The following is a 22,972-nucleotide window of genomic DNA, read 5'->3' on the forward strand; positions in this document are numbered from 1 at the left end:
AGCCCTGCTCAGCTCTGGTTGAAGAAGTCGCGCGAGCGGCCGCCGGGCTCGCCGCTCACGATCTGGGTGTCGGCCGGGGTCAGCAGGAAGACCCTGGTCGCCACCCGCTCGATCGAACCGCGCAGACCGAAGGTCAGTCCCGCCGCGAAGTCGACGACGCGCTTCGCGTCGGTCGGGTCCATCGACGACAGGTTCACGATCACCGGGACCCCGTCGCGGAACAGCTCGCCGATGCCGCGCGCGTCACGGAATCCGTCCGGGGTGACCGTCGCGATCCGGCGGCCGTGCTCCACTGCCGACTCGGAGGCCACCTTGACGCGGGGGTCGGTCACCCACTGGTCACCGGGGCCCGCGACGGAACCGTGGGCGGCCTCCGCGTAGTCGTCGTCGTAGTAGCGCTCGTCGTCGCTGTCCTCCACGAGACCCAGCCAGGCACTCGCCTTGCGCACCGAACCCATGGACTGCCTCCTTTCACCGCGGTCAGTCTGTCTTCTCTCCGCTGCCCCTATGCTCGTCCATGATGCTGACAACGCGCCAAGTGGATAGTCGCCGCGCAGGGGTTTCGTGACGGTACTGGTGCAGAACATCCGTTGCACGGTCAAGGATCCCGGTCGCTACCGCTGCTGACTGAGTGAAAATACGACCGCCGCCGCCGTACGGGTGGGCGACGGGGACGTACGGGTGAAAGACGCGGGTCGATACGATGCCCGGCAGGCACGCGTACGACACACGGGGGAAGCAGCTTGTTCGGCATAGTCAGACCTTGCACGCACCGGCTCGGGGAGCGGTTCAAGGCGGAGTGGATGGCCCATCTGTGCGGGCTGTGCCTGGCACTTCGGGGAGACCACGGGCAGTTCGCCCGGATCGTCACGAACTATGACGGGCTCCTCGTCTCCGTTCTGACGGAGGCTCAGTCGGGACCCGCGCCCGGCTCCCGGCGCACCGCCGGTCCCTGCCCGCTGCGCGGGATGCGCACGGCAGCCGTCGCCAAGGGCGAGGGCGCCCGGCTCGCGGCCGCCGTCTCGCTGGTCCTGGCCTCCGCCAAGGTGCGCGACCACGTGGCCGACCGGGACGGGCTGTTGGCCCGCGCCCCGATCGCCGCCGCCGCGCGCAGGGTGGCCCGCGGCTGGGACCGGGCCGGTGCGCGCACCGGCGCCTCGCTCGGCTTCGACACCGCGGTGCTCGTGGACGCGGTGGACCGGCAGGCGGGCATCGAGATCCTGGCCGGCCCCGGCACTCCCGTGCTCGTGGTCACCGAGCCGACGGAGACCGCGACGGCCGCCGCGTTCGCGCATACCGCGCAGCTGGCCGGACGGCCGGGCAACGCCCCCGCACTGGCCGAGGCCGGCCGGTACTTCGGGCGGCTCGCGCACCTGCTGGACGCTGTGGAGGACCAGGGCGCCGACGCCGAGGCGGGTGCCTGGAACCCGCTCACCGCCACCGGGACCTCGCTCGCCGAGGCCCGCAGGCTCTGCGACGACGCCCTGCACGGGATCAGGCTGGCGCTGGGCGAGGTCGAGTTCGCCGACGCGGGGCTCGCCCACCGGCTGCTCGTGCACGAGCTGCGCACCTCGGTGGACCGGGCCTTCGGGACCATGAGCTGCGGCCACACGGCCACCGCCTCGGCCGGGCAGGGCCCGAACCCGTACGGCTCGAACCCGTACGGCGGGAACGGCGGGAACCCCTACGGCGGGCCTCCGTACGGCGCCAACCCCTACGACCCCGACAACCCCCAGGTACCGGGCGGCCCGCCGCCCGCGAGGCCGGGCGGGTACGGCAGCGGTGGCGGGGGGCTCGGCGGCGACGGCTTCGGCGGTGGCGGAGGCGGCGGTTTCGGTGGCGGCGGCTTCGGCGGCGGTCAGCACCCGCAGCGGCCGCGCCGCGGCCTGCTGGCCGGCTGCGCGGTGGCCATCGGGCTCTTCTGCACCTGCCAGATCTGCTGCACCGAGCACGAGGGCCCCTGGTCGCGCAAGAAGCGGGACCCGTGGTGCGACGCCTGCGAGTGCTGCGACTGCTGTCGGCCGAACTCCTCGGCGACCGGAGGTTCCGAGGGCGGCTCGGGCGGCGGCGGTGGCGACGGCGGCTGCTGCGACTGCAACTGCGGCTGCTGCTGCGACTGAGCCCGCGTCAGTTCCACGCGCCCGGACGGCGTATGCGGGGATTCCCGTCCGGGTGCGCGTGGAAGGGCTGAGCGGGATGAGCGATGACGCAGACGATCCGCACGCGGCCCGGCGGACACGCCGCGGGCACGCGGCCGAGGCCGCCGGGTCCGCCCCGTACGGTCCTCCCGCGCGGGACGGCGGCCCCCGCCCGGCCGGCCACCCGGAAGGTCGAATTCCGGCCGTTCCGGGCCCCGGGTTGGGTCCGCGAAGCCCCGTCCGCCCGGCCGGGTACCGTGAACGCCGGCGCCCCGAGCCCGTGACGGGCCGGGCCGTCACGGCCGCTGCCTTCCCGCCCGCGCGGTCTTCCCTCCCGGCCGTGACCGCCCGGGCCGCCGTGATCCGGCCCGAAGGGCGTTGGACGGCACGCGCCTTCGGCCCCGTCGCCGGGTGCGCCGCAGCCCACCCGGGCGCCCGGGTGCCGGTGCCGCCGGGGGGTACCCCCGCGTCCGCGCACGACCGGGCCGGTCCGGTGGCGAACTCCGACGGGAACGCACGCCGCCCCGGCCCCGGCCGGAAGCCGCCCCTTTTCTCCGCGGCCGCCGGGCGCGGCCGGCGCCGCCTCCGCCGCGCGCAGGCCGGCATATCCGGCGCGCGGGGCGCCCTCACCCCGGAGCCCGACCGGGCTCCGAGGCGCCGCCCGACCGCGCCTTCGCGGACCCCCGCCCCCGGCCTCTCGCACCGCCCCGGAACACACCGCCCCCACGGGGAAAGGCAGCGCGTGCAGGCCGAAAGCCGCTCTTGCGACTGGTATCCGACGACAGGACACTCCCGACAGCGCTTGTCAGGGGCACGGCCAAAGTTCATGCGCCCGCCGTGCCCCCGGCTGCGCCTCACGGGCTCTGGCACCCCCACGACCGCCGGGCCCCCGACCCTCTCCAGGAGGACGAGAAGTGAGGATCAAGCGCACCACCCGTAACAGGCTGCTCGCGGTGGCCACCGGCCTGGCCGCCGCCGCAGCGCTCGCCGCCCCCACCGCGGCGAGCGCGGACCCGCAGGACGGCGGTTTCAGCGCCGACCGGCTCGCCTCCGCCGGCGCGTCCGTCCTGCGGGCCGACGTAGCGGGCACCGCCTGGCACGCCGACCCCGCCACCGGAACCCTCGTGGTCTCCGCCGACTCCACCGTCTCCGCCGCCGCCATCGCGAGAATCAAGCGCGAGGCCGGAACCGAGGCGGGGGCGCTGCGCATCGAGCGCATCCCGGGCAAGCTGACCAAGCTCGCCTCGGGCGGCGACGCCATCTACGCCAACAGCTGGCGCTGTTCGCTCGGCTTCAACGTCCGCAGCGGAAGCAACTACTACGCCCTGACCGCCGGGCACTGCACCGACGGCGCGGGCACCTGGTGGACCAACTCCGCCCGCACGAACGTCCTCGGCTCCACGACCGGATCGAGCTTCCCGAACAACGACTACGGCCTCGTCAAGTACGCCAGCAACACGCCCGTGCCGCCCGGGACCGTCGGCAGCCAGGACATCACCAGCGCCGTCAACGCCACGGTCAACATGTCCGTGACCCGGCGCGGCTCCACCACCGGCACCCACAGCGGCCGGGTCACCGGCCTCAACGCCACCGTCAACTACGGCGGCGGCGACGTCGTCTACGGCATGATCCGCACCAACGTGTGCGCCGAGCCCGGCGACAGCGGCGGCCCGCTCTACTCGGGCACCCGTGCCGTGGGCCTCACCTCCGGCGGCAGCGGCAACTGCTCCTCCGGCGGCACGACCTTCTTCCAGCCCGTGGTCGAAGCGCTCAACGCCTACGGGGTCAGCGTCTACTGACCCGTGCCCCGCGCGCCCCTGTCGGCACCCTGGACGTCCTCCCGCCTTCTGGGAGGATGTCCAGGGCGGCCGTGTCCACGGGGGAAGGTTCCTGCATGAAACGCATCGGCGTGACCGGGCACCGGTCCCTCCCGGACTCGGTGCTCGGCCATGTGGAGAGCGGCCTGCGAGCCGTACTGGGCGGCCACGAAGGGCCGCTGGAGGCCCTCTCCAGCCTCGCCGACGGAGCTGACCAGCTGTTCGCCGCCATCGCGCTCGAATGCGGCGCCGACCTCACCGTCGTGATCCCCAGCGAGGACTACGAAGCGGCCTTCGAGGGCGCCGAGGCGCTGGACCGCTACCGGCGCCTCAGGCTCCGGGCCGCCCAGGAGATCCGGATGGACTTCGCCCGCTCCACGGACGAGGCCTACTACGCCGCGGGCACCTACATCGCCGACTCCTGCGACCGGCTCGTCGCAGTCTGGGACGGCCGGCCCGCCCGCGGGCACGGCGGCACCGCCGAGATCGTGGCCTACGCCCGGGCCCTGGGCAAGCCGGTCACCGTCCTGTGGTGCGACGGCGTGACCCGGGACTGAGCCACGCCCGCCCACCCGTGCCTCAACTGCTGTGCCGGACCAGCCAGTCCGTGTGCTGCGGCGAGACGTACCGCTCGGTCTCGTACACCGACGACGGCCATTGGGACTCGGTGATGGTCGTCTGCATCACGACCATCATCGCCGCCAGGTCCTGCTCGATCAGCGTGTGCGCCTCGATCAGCGGATGGTGGCGGCGCACCTCGTTCCAGGCGATGCCGGCCGCCGCCGCCGTGCTCAGCAGCCCCGTCAGGCCCGCTCCCGGACCCGATCCGAACGCCCTCATCAGGGCGAACAGCAGCGCCAGGCAGGTCAGCAGGACGATCGTCCACGACCACAGGAGCGTCGCCCGCCGCGACACCTCCGTCCGCCGCCGGTACCAGTTGCGCTGCTCGATCAGCCGGTCCCTGACGTACGTCTCCCGCCGCGCGTGGTAGTCCCTGCCGCGCAGCCGGTGCATCGCTCCGGTGATCTCCGCGCCCTCCGGCACGGAGCCCGCCGTGCGCGGATCCTCCCAGCCCATCTTGCGCAGCTCGGCCAGGCCCGCCTCCAGCCGCGTCCGGTACGTCTCCCCGGGGTCGGCCACGTCACTGCCGAACGGCGCCCCGTGCACCGCGTACCGCCAGGCGAGCGACTTGATGAACTCCGCCGCACTGCGGTTGAGCTGCCACTGCGGGCGGGCCCGGCGCCTGGTCGCCCGCATGCCGACGGCCAGTACCCCCGCGTAACTGAGCACGCTGAGCAGCCCGAACAGGTGCAGCGAGCCGAGCTTCGGCCCCGGCGGCAGCGCGGCGGCTCCCGCGGCCGCGACGAGCAGCAGCAGCTGCATCCTCGTGGCCTGGGTGGACTCCCGCTGCCGGGAGACCGCCGCCTGGTCCGTGTGGTGGAAGAGGGCCGGCAGGTCCTCGTTTCGAAAGGTCATGCTGTCGGTCACAACGCCCCCCTCTGGTCGGGTGGCGGGCGGCGGGGGCCGCGGGCCCCCGCCGTCCTCCGTCGGATCACACGGCGAGCGGCTCCAGGTCCCGGTGGATCCGCCGCTCGTCCCGCGCGTACCGGGTCAGGCTGTGGTCCTCGCCGAGCAGCCGGGTCAGCTCGGACACCACCTCGGCGCGCAGTCTCGCCGCCTCCTCCTTGCGGCCCATCGAGTCCAGGCTGATCGCCATGTTGGAGCTGCTCGCCAGGGTCTCCGGATGGTGTGCCCCGAGCGCCTCGCGCAGCCGCAGCACGGCGAGCCGCTCCAGCTCCAGGGCTCCTTCCGGATCGCCCAGGTCCGCCCGGGCGTTGGCCAGGTTGAGGTGGGCGAAGACCGTGTGCGGGTGGTTGTCGCCGAGGACGTCCCGCATTCCCCGGATCGTCTGCCGCAGCATCGCCTCCGCCGGCTCCGCCGAGCCCGTGCCCCAGTGGAAGACCGCCAGGTTGTTCACGGCCGCCAGCGTGTACGGGTGCCGCTCGCCCGGCACCTTCATGTACTCGTCCACCACCTCCTGCGCCAGGTCCCGCGCCCCGCCGGGGTCCCCGGTCGCGAACAGGTCCGAGGCCAGGTTCAGTTCGCAGGAGAGCAGGTCCGGGTTGACCGAGGTGTACTTGGCCCGGTAGCGGGCCCGGGTGGCCGTGGTCAGCCGCAGCGCGTCCTCCAGCTGGCCGGCCCTGCGCAGCGACACCGCCAGGTTCTTCGCGGCCGACAGGGTGCCGGGGAACGCCCGCCCCAGCGTCCGCTTGTAGATCTCGTACGTCCGGCTGAGCAGCTGCACCGAGTCCTCGTACCGGCCCACCTCGCGCAGGTCGCGGGCGAGGTTCTGCGCGGACGACAGGGTGTACGGGTGCTCCGGGCCGAGCACCTCCGTGCGCAGGTCGTACACCTCCTGGTCGATCTCACGGGCTCTGGTGTACTGGCCCACCAGCCGCAGGTTCAGCGCCAGGTTGTTCGCGGCCGCCAGGGTGCGCGGGTGCGCCTCGTGGAAGATCTGGCTGAACCCCTCGTGGGCGTCGGTCGCCAGCTCCATCGCCTGCCCGTACTGGCCCAGCGCGCCCAGAGTGTTGGCCAGGCCGCTCATGGTCATGTACGTGTGCGGGTGCGAGGGTCCGAGCACCGCCCGCTGCCGCTCCAGCGTGACCTCGTCCAGCTCCTTCGCCTCCACGAACCGGCCCTGCGAACGCAGGATGTTCGACAGGTGGAAGCGCAGGTACAGGTACTGCAGGTCGTCGTTGCCCAGCATCTCCTTCCAGGCCTCGCGCAGTTCCTCGCCGAGCTGGTAGGCGGCCTTGAAGTCGCCGCGCTTCCACAGGTAGCGGACCCGGTCGATCAGGAGCCGGCGCGTCTCCGGCTCCTTGCAGTACCGGGCCTCGGCCGGGGTGAGGTGCGACCAGATGGTGTTGAACCGCGGCCACGTCTCCGGGTTGTCGATCGGCTCGTCGTCGTCCGGCCGGGCGCCGGCCAGGATCCGGTGGACGGCGTGCCGGGCCTCCCGCTGGTCCTCCTCCGGCATCTGCGACCGGATGACGGCCTGCACCAGCCGGTGCACCTGGATGCTGTTGCTGACCTGGTCGACCTTGGCCAGCGCGAACCGGCCGATCTCCCGGATCACCCGGCCCAGCACCAGCTTCTCCTGGAGCGAGGCGTCGTACGGCTTGAGGGCGTCGATCATCTCCTTGCTGTACAGCAGGTTCGCCGAGATCGGCTCGGGAGCCAGGAAGGCGCACAGCTGGAGCAGCCGCACGGCGGCCGGCGAACGGGACTGGAGCCGCTCTATGGAGATGTTCCAGGTGGCGGCCACCGGCTCCGGATATCCGGGCGGCTGGTTCAGGCCCAGGACGCTCGCCGCCTGCTGGGCCAGCTGCTCGATGTAGGCGGCCACCGGGGTCGCGGTCTCCGCGATCCAGGCGCCCGCCTGCTCGACGGCCAGCGGCAGGTCGCCCACCGCGACCGCCACCTGCTCGGCGTCCTCCTTGGTGAGCCCGGGGGCCCGGCGCTGGAGGTGCTCGATGGACTCCTCACGCAGGAACACGTCCACCGGCAGCGCGTCGCCGTACTGCGACCAGGACTGGTTGCGGGAGGTCACCAGCACGTGCCCCGGACCGCCCGGCGGGAAGAACCGCTTGAGGGTCTCGGGATCGTCCGCGTTGTCGAAGACCAGCAGCCAGCGGGAGGACGGCACCCCGCGCCGCAGCAGGTCGATCGCCTCCTGGGAGGCGGCCGCCATGTCCTCGCCGGTCTGCGCGCCCAGCCGTACGGCCAGCTCCGCCAGCGCGGCGACCACGTCGTCGGTCTGTTCCGAGGAGATCCACCACACCAGGTCGTAGTCGGCCATGAACCGGTGCACGTACTCCAGCGCCACCTGCGTCTTGCCGACGCCGCCGAGGCCGAACAGGGTCTGCGGCTGCGGGAGCACCACGGCCATGCCGCCGCCGAGCTGGTCGCGCATCCGCTCCAGCACGATGCTGCGGCCGGTGAACCCGGGGTTGCGGGGCGGGGCGTTCCAGATCTTCGGAACGGTCCCCGGGAAGCGGGGACCGGGCTGGGAGGCGCTCGCCACGCTGTCGGGCAGGGCCATGGGCCGCTCCACCGCGCGCAGCAGGGCGGCGGTGGCGTGCACCTCGTCGAGCCGGAAGAGGTCCACCGGGTTGCGGTCGATGTACGGCGTGGACAGCCGTACGTCGCCCACCCGCAGCGGTACCAGCTGGCGCCGGCCCCCGGTCGGGTCCTCGGCGGCCGCCCGCTCCCACACGTCCACGGCCCGGGCCGACTTCAGGTAGGCCGTGGAGAGCAGCACCACCGTGCGGGCGGCGGTGTCGATGCTGATGCCCGTGCCGCCGCCGAGCGTGTCCCCGGCGGAGCCCGGGCCGGCCGCCGCCGGCGGCCGCTCGGCCGAGACGTCCTTGGGCACCACCCGGAAGCCGGCCCGGGTCAGCACCGACTCGATCCAGTCGGCCCACATCCGGTTCTCGGCGACATAGGACAGGAACAGGTCGGCCGGCAGCGCCGGACGGCGCCGCGTGAAGGCGTCCCTGATGCGCAGGCGGACCTCCTCGCCGATGGCCGGCATGGAAGTGATCCCGCCCTCGGTGACCACTGCGGTCAGCCGCTCGAACGCCGAGAGCAGGGAGTTGGTCAGCCCGGCCTCGTCGCCGAAGGTGGCCAGCGTCTCCTCGTAGGCGTAGTACGGCCGGTACGGGATCTCCACCGCACCCCAGTAGGAGGTCAGCTCGTCCCCGACCAGGCCGCCCGGGAACCGGTCGAACTTGATCCGGGCCAGCGCCCGGCCCGCGTCGGCCTTCTCCTTCTCGCCCTCGTCGATCCGCATCGGGACCGGGTAGATCTTGATGCCGCGGTCGTTGAACCGCTCGTCGATCTGGCGGGCCACGGACGCGGCGCCGTCGATGGACTGGTCGGACAGGGTGAAGCAGTCCACGAGGATGTCCGGGAGGTGCACGGTGCAGATGTCCGCGATGTCGGACAGGCCGGTGCGGCTGTCGATCAGGACGTAGTCGTAGTTCCGCTTCATGTCGGCGCGTAAGGCGTCGAAGAACAGGCCGCCGCCGAGACGGTCGTAGAAGTTGTCCCAGTCGAAGGTGGACACCGTCGCGGAGTACTCGCGGTTCTGCCGGCCCGCCGAGACGAAGTCCAGGGTGCCGCCGTCGGGGAACTCCCAGCCCAGGGTCTCCGGGGTGAGCGAGACCGCGTGCGGCTGTATCCGCGCGTAGTCCTTGTGCCAGTCGTCGGCGCGCGCCACCGGACTGGTGGCGGCCCACGCGTACTCGCTGATCAGGTCGATGACCCCGGTGGTGGCCCCGAGCGTGGACGGGTCCAGGAACGGGTGGAAGAAGCGGTGCAGGCCCGGGGCCTCCAGGTCCCAGTCCACCGCCAGGACCCGCTTGCCGTTGGCCGCCAGGATCCAGGCGGTGTTGGCCAGCGCCATGGTGCGGCCCGTGCCGCCCTTGTACGAGTAGAAGGTGACGATGCGCCCGTCACGGCCGTCCCTGGTGTCACGACTCGCTGTCATCCGCGTCCCCCCGGTCGGTGTCGTTGCTGTCGTTGCCGTCGTTGTGGCCGCCGAACGTGTCGGGCGGGAAGGGCGCCCGCGGCGGGGCCGGAGGCCCGCTCATCCCCATCGGCCCGAGCAGCCGCGGGCGTTCGGTGTGGGTGTTGCCGGCCGGCAGGTACACCTGGGCGTGTCTGAGGAACTGCTGCGCCGCGGCCTCGACCACCTGCGGCAGGATCTGTCCGAGGGTCTCCATGTTGGCCACCCCGTTGGCGGCGGCCCGGCAGGCGGCCCGGCCCTGGCCCATCTTGACGGGAAGGGTCTCCTCCAGCCGCCGCGCCAGCTCGATCTCCTTCGCGCGGCTCTGGTGGTCGTAGCGGTTCCACGGCACCACGACGTTGACCCACGGGCGGGACTCCTGGTCGAAGGCGGCCAGTCGCTGGCGGCGGTGCTCGTCCTCCACCACCCAGCGGTCGACGATCAGGATCTCCGGCCGGGTCGGCGGCTGCTTGCTGTCGTAGTGCCCGGCCTCGTCGTCGAAGGAGCCGATGCTGGTCTGGTAGTTGAGGTTCTTGACCAGGTCCTCGGCGACGTAGGCGATGGGCCGCTGGGCCACCGGGTGGTACGGGTTCCACTCCAGCGCGTTGTCCCCGTAGTACTCGGGGCTGCGCCCGTCCGGCAGGTCGTGCCGGGAGGCGGCGGCCACGGTCACGTGCAGGGTGCGGGCGGGGCTGCTGCCCGTGGGGCCGAAGGCGCTCGGCACCCCGCGGTAGTCCAGCGGGCGGACGGGTTCGAGGCGGACGGTCTCGGCGACCCGGACGATGCGCTTGGCGAGCTCGTACACCGCCCGCTCGTACTGCTCGGCGTAACCGCGCAGTTTGATCAGCCCGTACAGCCCGTCGGTGACGTAGCGCTCGCCGAAGGTGTTGTGGTTGAACTGCAACCGCTCCGCGGGTCCGGGCAGTTGCGATGGCGGGACCGGCACCCATAACGCGGGCACGATGGCCTCGGCCGGCTGGTTGCTCAGGGCCCCCTGGTGGATCGCCCGCTGCGCGAAGGCGTACCACTCCTTGCCGCACATCTCACTGGCGAAGTACCGCGGTGAGAACAACGGGACGAAGACCCGGCAGGTGGCGAGCGCCGCCCCGAGCCGCTCCGACCAGCCCTCGCCGCTGCGTATCTCCCGGTCCATGAAGCCGGCCTCGGCTCCGGCGGGCAGATCCGTCAGCGCCATGACATGACTGCAGAGATCGCGGAACAGGCGCTCCACCCACATGTCGGGATCGGGCCCCCCGGCCCCGAACCTCGGTGTATGCGCATAACTGAGAAAAAAATACGGCTGCACTGATGCGGGCACACGCCCCCCGTCCCGAAGATGCGAGCGAAGAAACATCATTCCGGAGCTGCTTCGCCACATCCCCTCATCGTTCAGTCAATCAACATCGGTTTTCGGTCATCCACTCAAGGGCGTGGTCGACGGCTTCCGGGACGGAGAAGAGCATGGTCGACGCCCCTCCGACCCGCCCCCTGCGCACCCGCGAATCCGGAAACGCCCTGCCGATCTCCGCGAAATCGCCGTCATCCAGCGTGACGTCCTCGTATGCGGTCCACTCCCCCTCCTGGCGGGACCCCTGGTGCCCCTCCGGAAGGTTCACCTTCACCACACACTCGTACATGCGCAAGGGGGGCTTCGGAATTCGATACTCCGCGAGATGGAAAGCGGTGCAGACGGAAAACCCCACATTGATCATGAGTACCTGTCCGCCCTCCCAGCACAGCTTTCCCAGGGGCGACTCCTCACCCAGGTGGCTTTCGAGGCGGTGCCCGCTGCAGAGCCGCTCCGCGTCCGCGCCGAGCGCGGCGAAGGAGGTCTGCGGATGGGAGCTGCGCGCGGCGCCCGGCGCGGTGCGGACGGCCTCCGCCAGGGAGCCCATGCCCTGGCTGGGGGTGCTCGCCGGGTCGAAGGCGGGCATCCGGTCGCGGAAGGCCCGCACCTCGGCCTCGTCCATACCGGCGATCCGCTCCAGATGGGCGCTGGAGGTCCTGGAGTTCTCCGGGGTGAACGCGGGCACCACCAGGGTGCCGCGCGGGCCCAGGACGCCCGTCAGGGCGTCGCGCAGCTGCTCCGCGCGCAGCCCGGTCCCGCGCAGGGAGGCGTGCACCATGAGCCGCATCCCCGGCCGTACGCCGAGCAACCGCAGCTGCACCGCGAGCTGGAGGGTGCCGGCGGCGCGGCGGCCCCGGCCCGGGCCCGCCGGTGAAGGGGCCGGGGCGGGGGAGTGGGAGTGGGCGCTCACGCGTCGACCGCCTTCAGTTCGTAGCGCAGCTCCGCCACCAGCCGCTTGCCGGTGACCGTCAGCTCGGCCGCGGCCGAGAGCCGCTCCAGGGCCTCGTGGATGCGGTCCGAGCCGCCCGGCTCGGGGCCCGCCGTCGCCCGCCGGTACGCCTCCACCGCCACCCGCTCGTGCACGTCGGCCAGCAGCCGCGACACGGGCACCGGGCGGGACCGCCACGGCGACCGGTGCTGCCACTCCCCGTCCAGCGCGTACAGGTCGGTCACCTCGGTCAGGGCCCGCAGCCGGGTCCGCCGCCGCCCGGTCAGCAGCGCGAGCGCGGTCTCCCGAACGCCCGCCGCGTACGGCACCCCGAGCGCCCCCGGGCCGTGCCGGCCCGCCTCGCCCCAGCCGCCGGCCCGCGGGCCGCCCGCGAGCGGGGTCAGCGTGGTCAGCCCGGTCGCCGCCGCCCGGGCGAACCCGGGCACCGCCTTGTGCAGCAGCGCCCAGGCCCGGTCGAGCCGGCCCCGCCACTCCTCGGTCTCGCCGGAGCCGAGCCGGAGCCTGGGCGGGCGGGGGAAGCAGTTGCGGTACGGGTCGAGGTCCTCCAGCGCCACCGGCGCCGCGTCCGGGCCGGGCGACCAGGTGCGTACGGGCTGCCAGCGGGCGTCGCCCGCCGCCGGCCCGAAGCGGTGCTCGGAGCGGCCGTCCCGGGCGACGTAGCCGTCGTCGGTGACGTGCAGGGAGGCCCGGCCCTCCGTACCCGGCTCCCCGAGCCGCAGCAGTCCGAGCGTCGGCAGGTACACCTCACCGTCCCGGTAGGCCACCTCGGCCGGCAGGTCCAGCCCGCCGCGCAGCACGGCCGCGGCGGCCAGCGCGGTGAGCCTGCGGGCCGCCTCCGCACCCCCGGGCAGGCCTTCGCGCGCGGCGTCCAGGGCGGCCAGCACCCAGGTCCGGGTGAACGGGTGGTCCAGTACGGCGTCCAGAGCGTCGGCGCCCGCCTGCCCGGCCCGCTCCACGGCGGCCACCAGCTCCCAGGCGTGCGCCCAGTCGGGGTCGCCGGCCAGGTCCGCGTTCAGCCGGGCCAGCAGGATCCGGGTCAGCTCCTCCTGGGAGCGGGCCAGTTCGGCCGGGTCGGACAGCTGTGGAGCGGTCTCCCGGGACGCCGTGCGGCCCTCGACCCCGTCCACCAGTTCGCGCAGGTCGGTGCAGTACACGGAGGGGTTGTCGAAGCCGTTGCGGTCTCGGTAGCGGTGGGTGTAGAGCCCGCCCCCGCACGAGCGTACGACGGGGCAGCGGCGGCACGAGTCGCTGACGCCGGCCAGGCCCAGCTGCCGGGCGCGGACCCCGGGATGGGCGGCGACCCGGTCGAATGCGTGGTCGAAGACGTTGAACCCGGTGGCCGCCGCCCCCTCGAAGGCGCTCTTGAGGGAGTCCACCTGCTCCAGGGTGCCGTCGGTCTCGACGACGACGAGGTCGGTGGGCGCGAGGCCGAGCGATTCGGTGAGGCTGGGTCCGCCGCGCAGCGTGGACAGGACGGACTCGAAGAGCCGTACGGGTACCGGGCGGCCCAGCCGCTCCCAGTGGTCGAAGATCCTCAGGAGCCAGCGGGCGTACGCGTCCGGGGCGTCGTCGGGCCGGACGGGCGGCGTCTCCCAGGTGGCGTGCGGGAGGAGGAAGTCCACGCGCGGGGGCTCTAGTTCGACGAGGGCGTCGAGCACGGCGACGGGGTCGTTGGCCACGTCCACGGTGCAGAGCAGACCCTGGTAGAGGTGGCGGTAGGGCGCGGAGCGCAGCAGCGCGACGGCCGCGAGGACCAGCGGATGGCTCGTACGGCCGTCCGCGAAGCGGCGGTGGCGGTCGTTGGCGGCGCGGTCCCCGTCGAGGGAGATGCCGACCCGGACGCCGAACTCGGCGAAGAGGTCGAGGTAACGCGTGCTGAGCTGGAGCCCGTTGGTGTGGATCCGCAGGTCGAGGGTGGCGATCCCGGTGAGCGCCCGGCTGAACTCCTCGCAGACGAGTCGGAGCCGGGCCGTGCCCGCCAACAGGGGTTCCCCTCCGTGGAGAATCACCGTGACGGAGGGGAGTGCATGGTCACGGGCATGTTCGGCGAGCCTGGACGCGGTCTGTGAAATAACCTCGGGGGAGATCACTTTCGGCCGGGCTCGCCAGCTCTGATCTGCATGTTCGTAGACGTAGCAATGATCACAAGCAAGATCGCATCTGCTGTGAACTTTCAGGACGATCTCGCGAAATGCGATCAGGCCGGTCATTCCGCCAGTCTAGAGCTCTCGCTCCGCCTCAGAGTGCGGAGTTGAAGATCGGTGCCTGAACCGGACGGCCGGATTCAGTCGGGAGCACGCGACCGAGCGTCGCGGCCGCGGACGCGGTTTCGACGTCGATCTTGGTGAGGGGGACCCGGCGGGCCTTGACCGTGCTGGTCGCGGGGGTTGCGGAAGTGTTCACGACACCGTCCTCGGGGAAGCCATATGGAATGGGCATGTGAATGACAACAGCGACGCGCTGCCGTCAAGCGTGGACTTTACTCGGCCACACCCCATTGGCAACCGAGACATGACGCCTGGTCAACCGTTCTATAGCGAGCGCGGCGTATTTCCCGAGGTGGCTTATTCGGCCGTTCGCCGGACGGCAAGATCCATTTCTCCCGGCGTCGCCCCGGACGCGCTGCCGGGGCCGCGCCGGGGGCGGTCCAGGGGCGGCCGGGGGACGGTCCGGCCGGACGGGACGGCCGCTGCCCCGGAGACCGGCCCGCGCCCCTGGCCGGGATGCTCTCCGACGCTCGCCGAGGGGGCTCCGGGAGCCTGAACGGCCGCTACGCGGGCTGCTGTTCGCTGAGCGGCGGCGTCGGGAGGTCGCGCAGCAGCCAGTTCAGCACGTCGGGCAGCGCGCGCAGGGCCGCGAAGTGGGCGGCGGCCGGCTCGATCGTGGTGGTGGCCCCCGGGATCCGGCGCGCGAGCCAGCGGGAGTGGCCCACGGGGGAGAACACGTCGAGCTCCCCGTGCCAGATCAGCACCGGGCAGCGGATGTCGGCCGGGTCGAAGCCCCAGGGGCGGCTGAAGGCGAGGACGTCGTCGATCCAGCCGTAGGCCGAATGGCGCAGCCCCTCGCGGTAGTTCCGCAGCAGCATCGACCGCAGCCCGGCGTCCGAGACGATCATGCGGTCGTTGGCGGTCAGTTCCCGGCGCAGCTCGTCCAGCAGCCGCCCCGGGTCCTTGCGGATGCCGGCGGCGCGCGGGATCAGCCGGGCGGCCAGTTCCTCGGGGTCGGTGGAGGCGGTGGTGTACTCCCGGACGTTCGACGCGGCCATTCCGGCGAACCAGTCCAGGTCCTCCGCGTCCCGGGGGGCCAGTCCGACCATCGCCGCGGTGCGGCTGACCCGATCCGGCAGCAGGGCGGCGCAGGCCAGGGCGCCGGCGGCGCCTCCGGAACGGCCCGCCACCGCGAACCTGTCCAGACCGAGGGAGTCGGCCACGGCGGCCACGTCGTGGGCCACGTCGGCGACGGTGCGGCCCGGGTGCCGGTCGGAGCCGCCGTAGCCGGGTCTGTCGTAGGCGATGAGCTGCATCCGGCGCTGGTAGAGGACCATGCCCCGGGGGGCCGGGCCCAGGCGGCTGCCGGGCATGCCGTGGAGCAGGAAGACGGGCTTGCCGTCCGGATCGCCCCAGCGCTCCACGGTCAGAGCGCGCCCGTCCGCTGTGCGCACCTGATGGCGCACGCGCTCCCTCCCTCACGATCGGTGTGGGTCGTCACGGCGATTGTGCTCGCTGGGGGAGGAGTGCGGTAGGGCGCACTTCGGGGGCAATTCTCGTGAAGGCGCCCGCAAGCGCGCGCCGCCGACCGGTGTGGCCCGGGATGCGCGAGTGCCGTGACCGCAGGGGCGGGGCCGGCTCAGAGGTGTTCGATCAGCAGGGCCGTCGCCGAGCGCGCCCGCTCCAGCGCCCGCACCCGGTCCGCGTCGCGCTGGCCCAGCACCACCCGGGTGCTCAGCCCGTCCAGCAGCGCGAGCAGCTCCGAGGCCCGGTCGGCCGTGTCCGTCGGGGCGAACCGGCCCTGCTCGACGCCCTTCGCCAGCAGCGCCCGCAGGTCCTCGTACCAGCCGGCGTCGATCTCCTCCTGGGCCGCGCGCAGGTCCTCGTTGGACGGCGTACGGGCCCACAGCTCGATCCACAGGGTCCAGCGCGGGTCGCGCGGGCCGCGCGGCAGGTACAGCTCCAGGAAGAGCTCCAGCTTGCGGGCGGCCGTGACGCGACGGCGCAGCAGGGCCGCGCGCTCGACGGCGAGCTGCTCCTCGCTCCAGCGCAGCGCCTCCAGCAGCAGCCGGTCCTTGCTGCCGAAGTAGTACAGGATGTGGCCGCCGCTGGTGCCGAGCCGGTCGGCGAGCTTGGACATGGTCAGCGCCGCGAGCCCGTCCTCGGCGATCGCCGCCATGGCCTCTTCCAGCATCCGCTCCTGGGCGACCTGCCCGTCGCGCCGCCGTGCCGCTCCTGCCACCGCTGCCGCCTCCCGATCTTCGTGGGCCGACCTTATCCCGGACAGGGTCTTGACGGGGGTCCGGTCCACCCTTCATCTTGAATGCCATTCAAGAACTTAGAACGCCATTCAAGATCAAGGGTGCGTGCAGCGATGAGTGACGAGATCTTCAGAGTCGAGACGCGCGGCATCGATCCGATCCCGGACAGCGAGCGGCACGGCAGGGCGCGCGACCTCTTCTGGCTCTGGTTCGGCTCCAACCTGACCTTCACCTACGTGATCAACGGAGCCCTGGCCGTCGCCTTCGGCCTCACCTTCTGGCAGGCCACCGCCGTGGTCGTGGTCAGCGGACTGGCCTTCTTCGCCATCAGCGCCGCCGGACTGTCCGGCATCCGCACCGGCACCGCCACCCTGGTCATCTCCCGGGCCGCCTTCGGCGTCCGCGGCAACCTGCCCGCCGGAGTCCTCAACTGGCTCGTCGGCATCGGCTACACCATCCTCAACACCGTCGTCGGCACCCTCGCCCTCGAGGTCTTCCTCGAAGAACTGGGCCTCCTGCACGGCACCCCGGCCCGGGCCGCCGCCCTCTTCGCCACCCTCGCCCTGACCTTCGTCGTCGCCATGTGGGGTCACGCCACCGTCCAGTTCGCCGAACGCTGGATGGCCTACGTCCTCGCCGTCGGCTTCGCCGCCCTGCTCGCCTTCCTGCTGCCCGGCGCCGACACCGCCGCCCCCGCGACCGGCGTGCCCGGCGCCTCCGGCTGGAGCCTGGCCTTCGTGATCATGCTGGCCGCCCCCTTCTCGTACCTGCCGATGCCCGCCGACTACACCCGCTACCTGCCCCGCACCACCTCGCTGAAGTCGATCACCTGGTACGGCGCCCTCGGCGGCTTCCTCTCCTCCGTCGCCCTCGGCATCGCGGGCGTCGCCGCGGCCACCCGCACCGACATGACCGACGCCGTCGCCGGCACCGAGAGCCTGCTGCCCGGCTGGTTCCAGCCCGTCTTCCTGGCCCTGGTCCTCGGCGGCTCCGTCACCAACTCGATCATCACCCTCTACTCCTCCAGCCTGAACCTCCAGGTCCTCGGCATCCCGTGGAGCCGCTCCCGGGCCATCGTCGTCAGCGCCGCCATCACCGGCCTCGGCTCCCTCGCCGCGCTCTTCCTCACCGACTTCACGAGCGCGCTGACCTCCTTCCTCTCCCTCCTGATCATCGTGTTCGCGCCCTGGGGCGGGGTCTTCCTCGCCGACATGCTGCTGCGCCGCTGCCGCTACGACGGCCACGCCCTGCACACCACCGGCCCCGACGGCGCCTACTGGTACCGCTCCGGCTACCACCCGGCCGGCCTGGCCGCACTCCTCGCCGGCATCACCTTCGCCGCCCTGACCTGCGACTCCGAGCTGTGGACCGGCCCGCTCGTGGCACCCCTCGGCGGCGCCGACCTCACCCTGCTCGGCGCGGTCGTCTCCGGCCTCGTCTACACGGCGCTGTACCGCAGGACCCCCAGATCCGCCGCCGTCCCGGCCGCCGCCTGACCCCTCCCACCACCGCAACAGGAGCACCACCCATGAACCACCCCGCCGACCTGCTGCTCACCGGCGCCCGCATCCACACCGTGGACCCGGACCTGCCCGAGGCAGAGGCCCTCGCCGTGCGCGACGGCCGCATCGTGTGGATCGGCCCCGACGACGAGGCCGCCGCCTGGGCCGGACCGGACACCGAACGCATCGACGCCGCCGGCCGCCTCGTGCTCCCCGGCTTCATCGACGCGCACAACCACGTCCGCCTCGGCTCGGACGACGCCTGTGTCCAGCTCGCCGGCGTGACGACCCTGGAGGGCATCCACGAGCGGATCCTCGCCCGGCGGGAGGCCGACCCGGACGCCGAGTGGATCGAGGCCGAGGCCTTCGACTACTCCGCGATCCCCGACGGGCGGATGCCGTGCGCCGCGGACCTCGACCCCGTCACCGGGGACACCCCGGCGATCGTGCTCTCGTACGACGTGCACACGGCCTGGCTCAACACGGCCGCCATGCACCGGCTCGGCGTCACCCGGGACCGCACCGACCTCCCCTTCGGCACGGCGGCCCTGGACCCCGACACCGGCGAACCCACCGGATTCGTCAAGGACTTCGCCGTCAAGGGCCTCTCCCGCGAAGGCCACCGGGCCCTGCGCCACCTCGGCGTCCCGTGGGCCTCCCCTGACCGGCAGTACGGCCGGCTCGCCAAGAGCCTCGACGACGCCATCGGCTACGGCATCACCACCGTCGTGGAACCGCAGAACTCCCTCGACGACCTCGCCCTCTACGAGCGGGCCAGGGCGGAGGGCCGCCTGCGCTCGCGGATCGTCGCCGCCCTCTTCCACCCGCGCGGCACCACGCCGCAGGACCTCGACGACTTCGAGGCGGCCGCCCGTTCCTACTCGGGGGACCGGCTGCGCGTCGGCCCCCTCAAGCTCTACATCGACGACGTCGTGGAACCGCGCACGGCCGCGCTGCTGGAGCCGTACACCGGATGCGGCGCGCACCGCGGCGAGACCTTCTACCCGGCCGAGGAGTTCGCGGAACTGCTGGCCGGCCTGGACGCGCGCGGCTTCCAGTGCTTCGTGCACGCCACCGGCGACCGGGGCATCCGCACCGTCCTGGACGCCGTCGAGCACGCGCGGGCGGTGAACGGCCCGCGCGACGCCCGCCACCAGGTGGTCCACGTGGAGTGCCTGGATCCGGCGGACGTACCGCGCTTCGAGGAGCTCGGCGTGGTCGCCTGCATGCAGCCCAGGCACTGCGCGCCGGAGATCGCCGGTCCGGGCAAGGACTGGGCGGAGAACGTCGGCGAGGACCGCTGGCACAAGGCCTGGCCCATGCGCAGCCTGCACGAGGCGGGAGCGGTACTGGCGTTCTCCAGCGACTGGAACGTGGCGGAGATGGACCCGATGATCGGCATCTACACGGCCGTGACGCGCCGCTCGCTCTCCGGCGACGGCCCGGCCTGGCAGCCGGCCGAGACGGTCGACGTCGCCACCGCCGTGCACGGCTACACGATGGGCTCCGCCCACGCCAACTTCCTGGAGCAGGAACGCGGTTCGCTGACCGTGGGCAAGGCGGCGGACTTCGTGGTCCTGTCCCGCGACATCCTCGCCGTCCCGGTGGACGAGATCCCGGGCACGGTGGCCGAAACCGTGGTGGTGGCGGGCGAGATCGTCCACCGGGCGCCCTGACGCCCGGTTCGGCTGCGGCCGGTGTTCCCGGAGCTCCGCCCCAGACCCCGCGCATCAACATCCCCCGGCCACCGCTGGGAGGCCCCTGGGCGGGGCTCGGTGGTGCGGGGCGGTGCCCCGCCGGAGTGTCTCCTCGGCGGCACCGCGGACCGCCCGCACCGAGCCCGGATCCCCGGTCCGCAGGGAAGCGGGCGGGTGACCGGGCGGGGGTTCAGCGCTTGGGCCAGTACCAGAGGGGCTCGTCGAGGGGACCCTCACGGCCGGCCACCTCGGTCCGGCCGAAATCCTTGACCAGCTCGACCGTGCGCAGGTCCACCCGGTGCCGGCGGGTGCCGGCCGCCAAGGCCTCGGCCAAGGGCTCCGCGTGGGTGACGACCACCGTCTGGGTGTCCCGGGCGGCGGTCAGGATCAGGTCCGCGAGCGGGGCCAGCAGGTCCGGGTGGAGGCTGGTCTCCGGCTCGTTGAGGACCATCAGCGCCGGCGGGCGCGGGGTCAGCAGGGCCGCCGTCCAGAGCAGGTAGCGCAGGGTCCCGTCGGACAGCTCGGCCGCGCCCAGCGGACGCAGCAGGCCGTGCTGGTGCAGCTCCAGCGCGAAGCGGCCGTCCTGTTCGGTGACGGAGATCCGGCTGCCGGGGAAGGCCGCGGACACCGCCTCGTCCAGCGCCGCCCCGTCCCCGGTCTCGCGGATCGTCTGGAGCGCGGCGGGCAGGTCGGAGCCGTCTGCGCCGAGTACCGGCGTACGGGTGCCGATCCGCGGGGTGCGGGCCGGGGCGGCGGCGTCGGTGCGGACGTGGTCGTAGAACCGCCAGGACCGCATCAGCTCGCGCAGGGCGAGGAGGTCGGGGGCCAGCTGGGGGTCGGCGAGCTCGCTGAGCATGGAGTCGTAGGGGCGCAGGGCGTTCTGCGTACGGTGCCAGCCGCCGTCCGCGGTGCGGGTCCGTACGGCGGGTCCCGAACGGTCGGACAGGATCGCCGCCGGGCGCAGGACCGGCCCCGACCAGGTGCACTCGCGCTTGATCTCGGGGTCGAGGGAGAAGAGGGAGTTCGCGACCGGCACCGGGTGCCCGAAGTCCACCGCGTAGCCGAACTCGTCGCCCGCGAAGCCGAGGCGGAGGCTGACCGGTTCGGTGCGGACCGTGCCCTGGAGGGGGTGGTGCCCTTCGCGCACCGCCCGCCCCAGCTTCTCCGGGCCCGCCCACAGGGTGGAGGGGAGCCCGCCCTCCCGGGCCAGGGCGGCGATCGCGCCGCCGCGGGCGGAGTCGGCGAGGAGGCGCAGGGAGCGGTAGAGGCTGGACTTGCCCGTGCCGTTGGCTCCGGTCACGACGGTGAGCCGGCCGAGGGGGACGACCAGGTGGCGGAGGGAGCGGTAGTTCTCGACGGCGAGGGTGGTGATCACACCCCGATCATGCCGGGTCGCTGCGCGGCTCGGCGGAACGGTCTGGCTCCCGCCGGGGTTGCGGGTTTCCGCGGGGCGGCTTCGGTCCTTCGGCCCTTCGGCTCCCGCCGGGGTGGGCGGTTTCCGTGGGGCGGGATGGATGGGGTGGGGCGGTGCCGCTTGGCTCCCGCCGGGGTTGCGGGTTGTCGCGGGGCGGCTTCGGTCCTTCGGCTCTGGCTTCCGCCGGGGTGGGCGGTTTCCGTGGGGCGGGATGGATGGGGTGGGGCGGTGCCGCTTGGCTCCCGCCGGGGTTGCGGGTTGTCGCGGGGCGGCTTCGGTCCTTCGGCTCTGGCTTCCGCCGGGGTTGCGGTTTGCGTGGGGCGGGGTGGGTCGGGTGGGGCGGTGCCCCGCCGGAGTGTCTCCTCGGCTCGGCGCGTGCGGGGTGTCTCGGCGAGGCGGCCTGGGTCGCGCGCTCGTCCTGCGGGGACACTCCACCGTGTCCCCACCCCACGCCATGACTTCGCCCGGCCAAGACCACGTCTCCCGGAACCGGGCTCGTACGGCTGGAGCGGGGACGGGGAGGGGTGTCCCCGCAGGACGAGCGCGCAACCACCGGGTACAGCCGAGACATGCCCGCACGCGCCGAGCCGAGGAGACACCCCTCCGCGGCACCGCGACCCGCCCGCACGGGGAATGGACTCCGCCCGTACTGCGATGCCACGGCCCTGCCCGGATCCGCCCGCCCCCCGGGAGGGGAACGGCACCGCGACCCGCCCGCACGGGGCATGGATTCCGCCGGTACTGCGATGCCACGGCCCGGCCACACCGCGCCCGGATCCGCCCGCCCCGGGAGGGGAACGGCACCGCGCCCGGATCCCGCCGGCACTGCGATGCCACGGCCCGGCCCGGATCCGCCCGCCCCCCGCCAGGGGAACGGGCCCGCAGGGGTCAGTCGGCGGGCACCACCGGGCGGTCGTGGCGGAGGGTTGCGCAGGCCAGGGTGACCGCCGCGCCGACCAGGGCCCAGGCGGAGAGCACCAGCATCGGCCCCCCGGCGCCGTTGCCGTTGAAGTACGTGATGGAGCGCGCGGCGTACGTACCGGCGCCCGGCGGCAGGGCCGGCCCGATGGTGCTCCAGAACGGCGGCAGCAGCGGGTAGGGGTAGGCGCCGCCCGCGCTCGGGTTGCCGAGGACCACGACCAGCAGGATCGCGAGGCCGATGCCGATCACCCCCGCCAGCCCCTGGAAGGCGAGGGTGATCGCGCCCACCGCGAAGACGACCAGGGTGCCCAGCCCCCACAGGCCCATGATGCTGCCGGGCAGCGCGTCCAGGACCGGCCCGGCGATGACCGCGCCGAGCAGCCCGGTGGCGATGGCGTACACGAGCAGCGCGCCGAGCCGGATGACGGCGCGGTGCGGGTTGGCGGGCCGCGCGCCGGCGCTGATCGCGAGGATCGCGGCGCACAGGTAGCCGCCCACGCACCAGCCGATGACGAGGTAGAAGGAGCTCAGGCCGCGGCTGTCGCCCTTGGCGGCCGGGGCCACGTCGGTGACCCGCACGGTCCGTCCCTGGGCCCGTTCGGCGGCGCCCACGACCTCCTCCAGGGCCTGGGACAGCGAGGCTCCGGCGCCCGAGGCGACCAGCAGCCGGTCGGTCCGGCCGGCCGGGTCGATGATCAGCGCGCCGTCGACGTCCCGGTCCCGTACCTGCGCGAGCGCCGCGGCCTCGCCCTCGACGACACGGGGGTCGAGCGGGTCTCCGGGCAGGGCGCCGAGCTGCTGCGCGGACCGCTCGGCCACCTGCGCGGCGGGCGCGGTCACGGCGATCGGGATCTCGCTGGGCTTCGGATGGTGGAAGGCCCCGATGTACGAGGTGATGAAGGCGAGCTGGAGCACCAGCACCCCCAGGACGAGCAGCGCCGCCCGGGTGGTCACGGCGTCCTTGATCTCGGCGAGGAAACCTTGGGACGGGGTCATGTTTCACACGCTCGGCGTGCGGGGGGCGGGCCGCAGCAGGGGCGGGCCGAACGGATGACCCGTCCCCGCTCGGGTGATCGAACAAGTGTTTCGCACGGGTATTCGAATTGCTCTATGGTGGAGAGCGGGGGTGGTGTTCTACGAGCGAAG

General features: G+C 73.2%; 16 protein-coding genes. 5 read left to right on the forward strand and 11 right to left on the reverse strand.

Annotated elements, in window-relative coordinates:
- Positions 1-8 precede the first annotated feature (8 nt).
- Positions 9-458 (reverse strand): cell division protein SepF, encoded by a 450-nt coding sequence (locus OHA91_RS29070; RefSeq protein ID WP_030030440.1) that lies wholly within the window; start codon positions 456-458, stop codon positions 9-11.
- A gap of 285 nt (positions 459-743) precedes the next feature.
- On the opposite strand from OHA91_RS29070, the gene OHA91_RS29075 reads away from it, so the two are divergent.
- The 3 genes from OHA91_RS29075 (at position 744) to OHA91_RS29085 (ending at position 4,512) form a co-directional block, all read left to right on the forward strand.
- A complete protein-coding gene (locus OHA91_RS29075) occupies positions 744-2,120 on the forward strand; it encodes a DUF5685 family protein (protein WP_266502811.1) in 1,377 nt (458 codons plus the stop codon).
- A 932-nt stretch (positions 2,121-3,052) separates the two neighbouring features.
- On the forward strand, positions 3,053-3,937 hold the full coding sequence (locus OHA91_RS29080) for a S1 family peptidase (protein ID WP_031154051.1): 885 nt from the start codon (positions 3,053-3,055) through the stop codon (positions 3,935-3,937).
- A 95-nt stretch (positions 3,938-4,032) separates the two neighbouring features.
- Positions 4,033-4,512 carry a hypothetical protein gene (locus OHA91_RS29085; RefSeq protein WP_328740311.1) on the forward strand — a complete coding sequence of 160 codons (480 nt, stop codon included), beginning with the start codon at positions 4,033-4,035 and terminating at the stop codon, positions 4,510-4,512.
- A 22-nt stretch (positions 4,513-4,534) separates the two neighbouring features.
- Here OHA91_RS29085 and OHA91_RS29090 read toward each other — a convergent pair whose 3' ends face one another.
- The 8 genes from OHA91_RS29090 to OHA91_RS29125 all read right to left on the reverse strand — a co-directional run bounded on the left by OHA91_RS29090 (position 4,535) and on the right by OHA91_RS29125 (position 16,273).
- The gene (locus OHA91_RS29090; protein ID WP_031154049.1) at positions 4,535-5,431 is read right to left on the reverse strand and encodes a DUF4231 domain-containing protein; all 897 of its coding nucleotides are present in this window, start codon (positions 5,429-5,431) and stop codon (positions 4,535-4,537) included.
- Between the two features lie 76 nt (positions 5,432-5,507).
- Positions 5,508-9,509 (reverse strand): FxSxx-COOH system tetratricopeptide repeat protein, encoded by a 4,002-nt coding sequence (gene fxsT / locus OHA91_RS29095; RefSeq protein WP_031154046.1) that lies wholly within the window; start codon positions 9,507-9,509, stop codon positions 5,508-5,510.
- Positions 9,493-10,881 (reverse strand): TIR-like protein FxsC, encoded by a 1,389-nt coding sequence (locus OHA91_RS29100; protein WP_245240191.1) that lies wholly within the window; start codon positions 10,879-10,881, stop codon positions 9,493-9,495. The genes fxsT and OHA91_RS29100 overlap by 17 nt, the downstream gene beginning before the upstream one ends.
- A 43-nt stretch (positions 10,882-10,924) precedes the next feature.
- The gene (locus OHA91_RS29105) at positions 10,925-11,785 is read right to left on the reverse strand and encodes an aminoglycoside N(3)-acetyltransferase (RefSeq protein WP_031154041.1); all 861 of its coding nucleotides are present in this window, start codon (positions 11,783-11,785) and stop codon (positions 10,925-10,927) included.
- The gene (gene fxsBH / locus OHA91_RS29110) at positions 11,782-14,034 is read right to left on the reverse strand and encodes a radical SAM/SPASM protein FxsBH, inactivated beta-hydroxylase extension form (protein WP_328740312.1); all 2,253 of its coding nucleotides are present in this window, start codon (positions 14,032-14,034) and stop codon (positions 11,782-11,784) included. Before fxsBH ends, OHA91_RS29105 begins: the two co-directional genes overlap by 4 nt.
- Before the next feature lie 28 nt (positions 14,035-14,062).
- A complete protein-coding gene (fxsA, locus tag OHA91_RS29115) occupies positions 14,063-14,227 on the reverse strand; it encodes an FxSxx-COOH cyclophane-containing RiPP peptide (RefSeq protein ID WP_063835594.1) in 165 nt (54 codons plus the stop codon).
- A 367-nt stretch (positions 14,228-14,594) separates the two neighbouring features.
- Positions 14,595-15,497 (reverse strand): alpha/beta fold hydrolase, encoded by a 903-nt coding sequence (locus OHA91_RS29120; protein ID WP_037633085.1) that lies wholly within the window; start codon positions 15,495-15,497, stop codon positions 14,595-14,597.
- A 173-nt stretch (positions 15,498-15,670) separates the two neighbouring features.
- Complete coding sequence (locus OHA91_RS29125; RefSeq protein ID WP_031154034.1) at positions 15,671-16,273, reverse strand: TetR/AcrR family transcriptional regulator; 603 nt, start codon at positions 16,271-16,273, stop codon at positions 15,671-15,673.
- A 132-nt stretch (positions 16,274-16,405) separates the two neighbouring features.
- Between OHA91_RS29125 and OHA91_RS29130 the strand changes: the two genes are divergently transcribed.
- Together OHA91_RS29130 and OHA91_RS29135 are read left to right on the forward strand one after the other, a co-directional pair.
- The gene (locus OHA91_RS29130; RefSeq protein ID WP_328740313.1) at positions 16,406-17,788 is read left to right on the forward strand and encodes a purine-cytosine permease family protein; all 1,383 of its coding nucleotides are present in this window, start codon (positions 16,406-16,408) and stop codon (positions 17,786-17,788) included.
- Positions 17,789-17,820: 32 nt separating this feature from the next.
- Positions 17,821-19,470: an amidohydrolase gene (locus tag OHA91_RS29135; RefSeq protein ID WP_328740314.1), complete on the forward strand. Its 1,650-nt coding sequence runs from the start codon at positions 17,821-17,823 to the stop codon at positions 19,468-19,470.
- 211 nt (positions 19,471-19,681) lie between these two features.
- Here OHA91_RS29135 and OHA91_RS29140 read toward each other — a convergent pair whose 3' ends face one another.
- Entirely contained in the window at positions 19,682-20,866 is a 1,185-nt protein-coding gene (locus tag OHA91_RS29140; protein ID WP_031154026.1) for an AAA family ATPase, read from the reverse strand.
- Positions 20,867-21,793: 927 nt separating this feature from the next.
- Positions 21,794-22,822, reverse strand: coding sequence for a YhgE/Pip domain-containing protein (locus OHA91_RS29145; RefSeq protein ID WP_037633084.1), 1,029 nt, complete (start codon positions 22,820-22,822; stop codon positions 21,794-21,796).
- Positions 22,823-22,972: the final 150 nt, after the last annotated feature.

The sequence above is a fragment of the Streptomyces erythrochromogenes genome (genome assembly GCF_036170895.1).
Classification (GTDB): Bacteria; Actinomycetota; Actinomycetes; order Streptomycetales; family Streptomycetaceae; genus Streptomyces; species Streptomyces erythrochromogenes.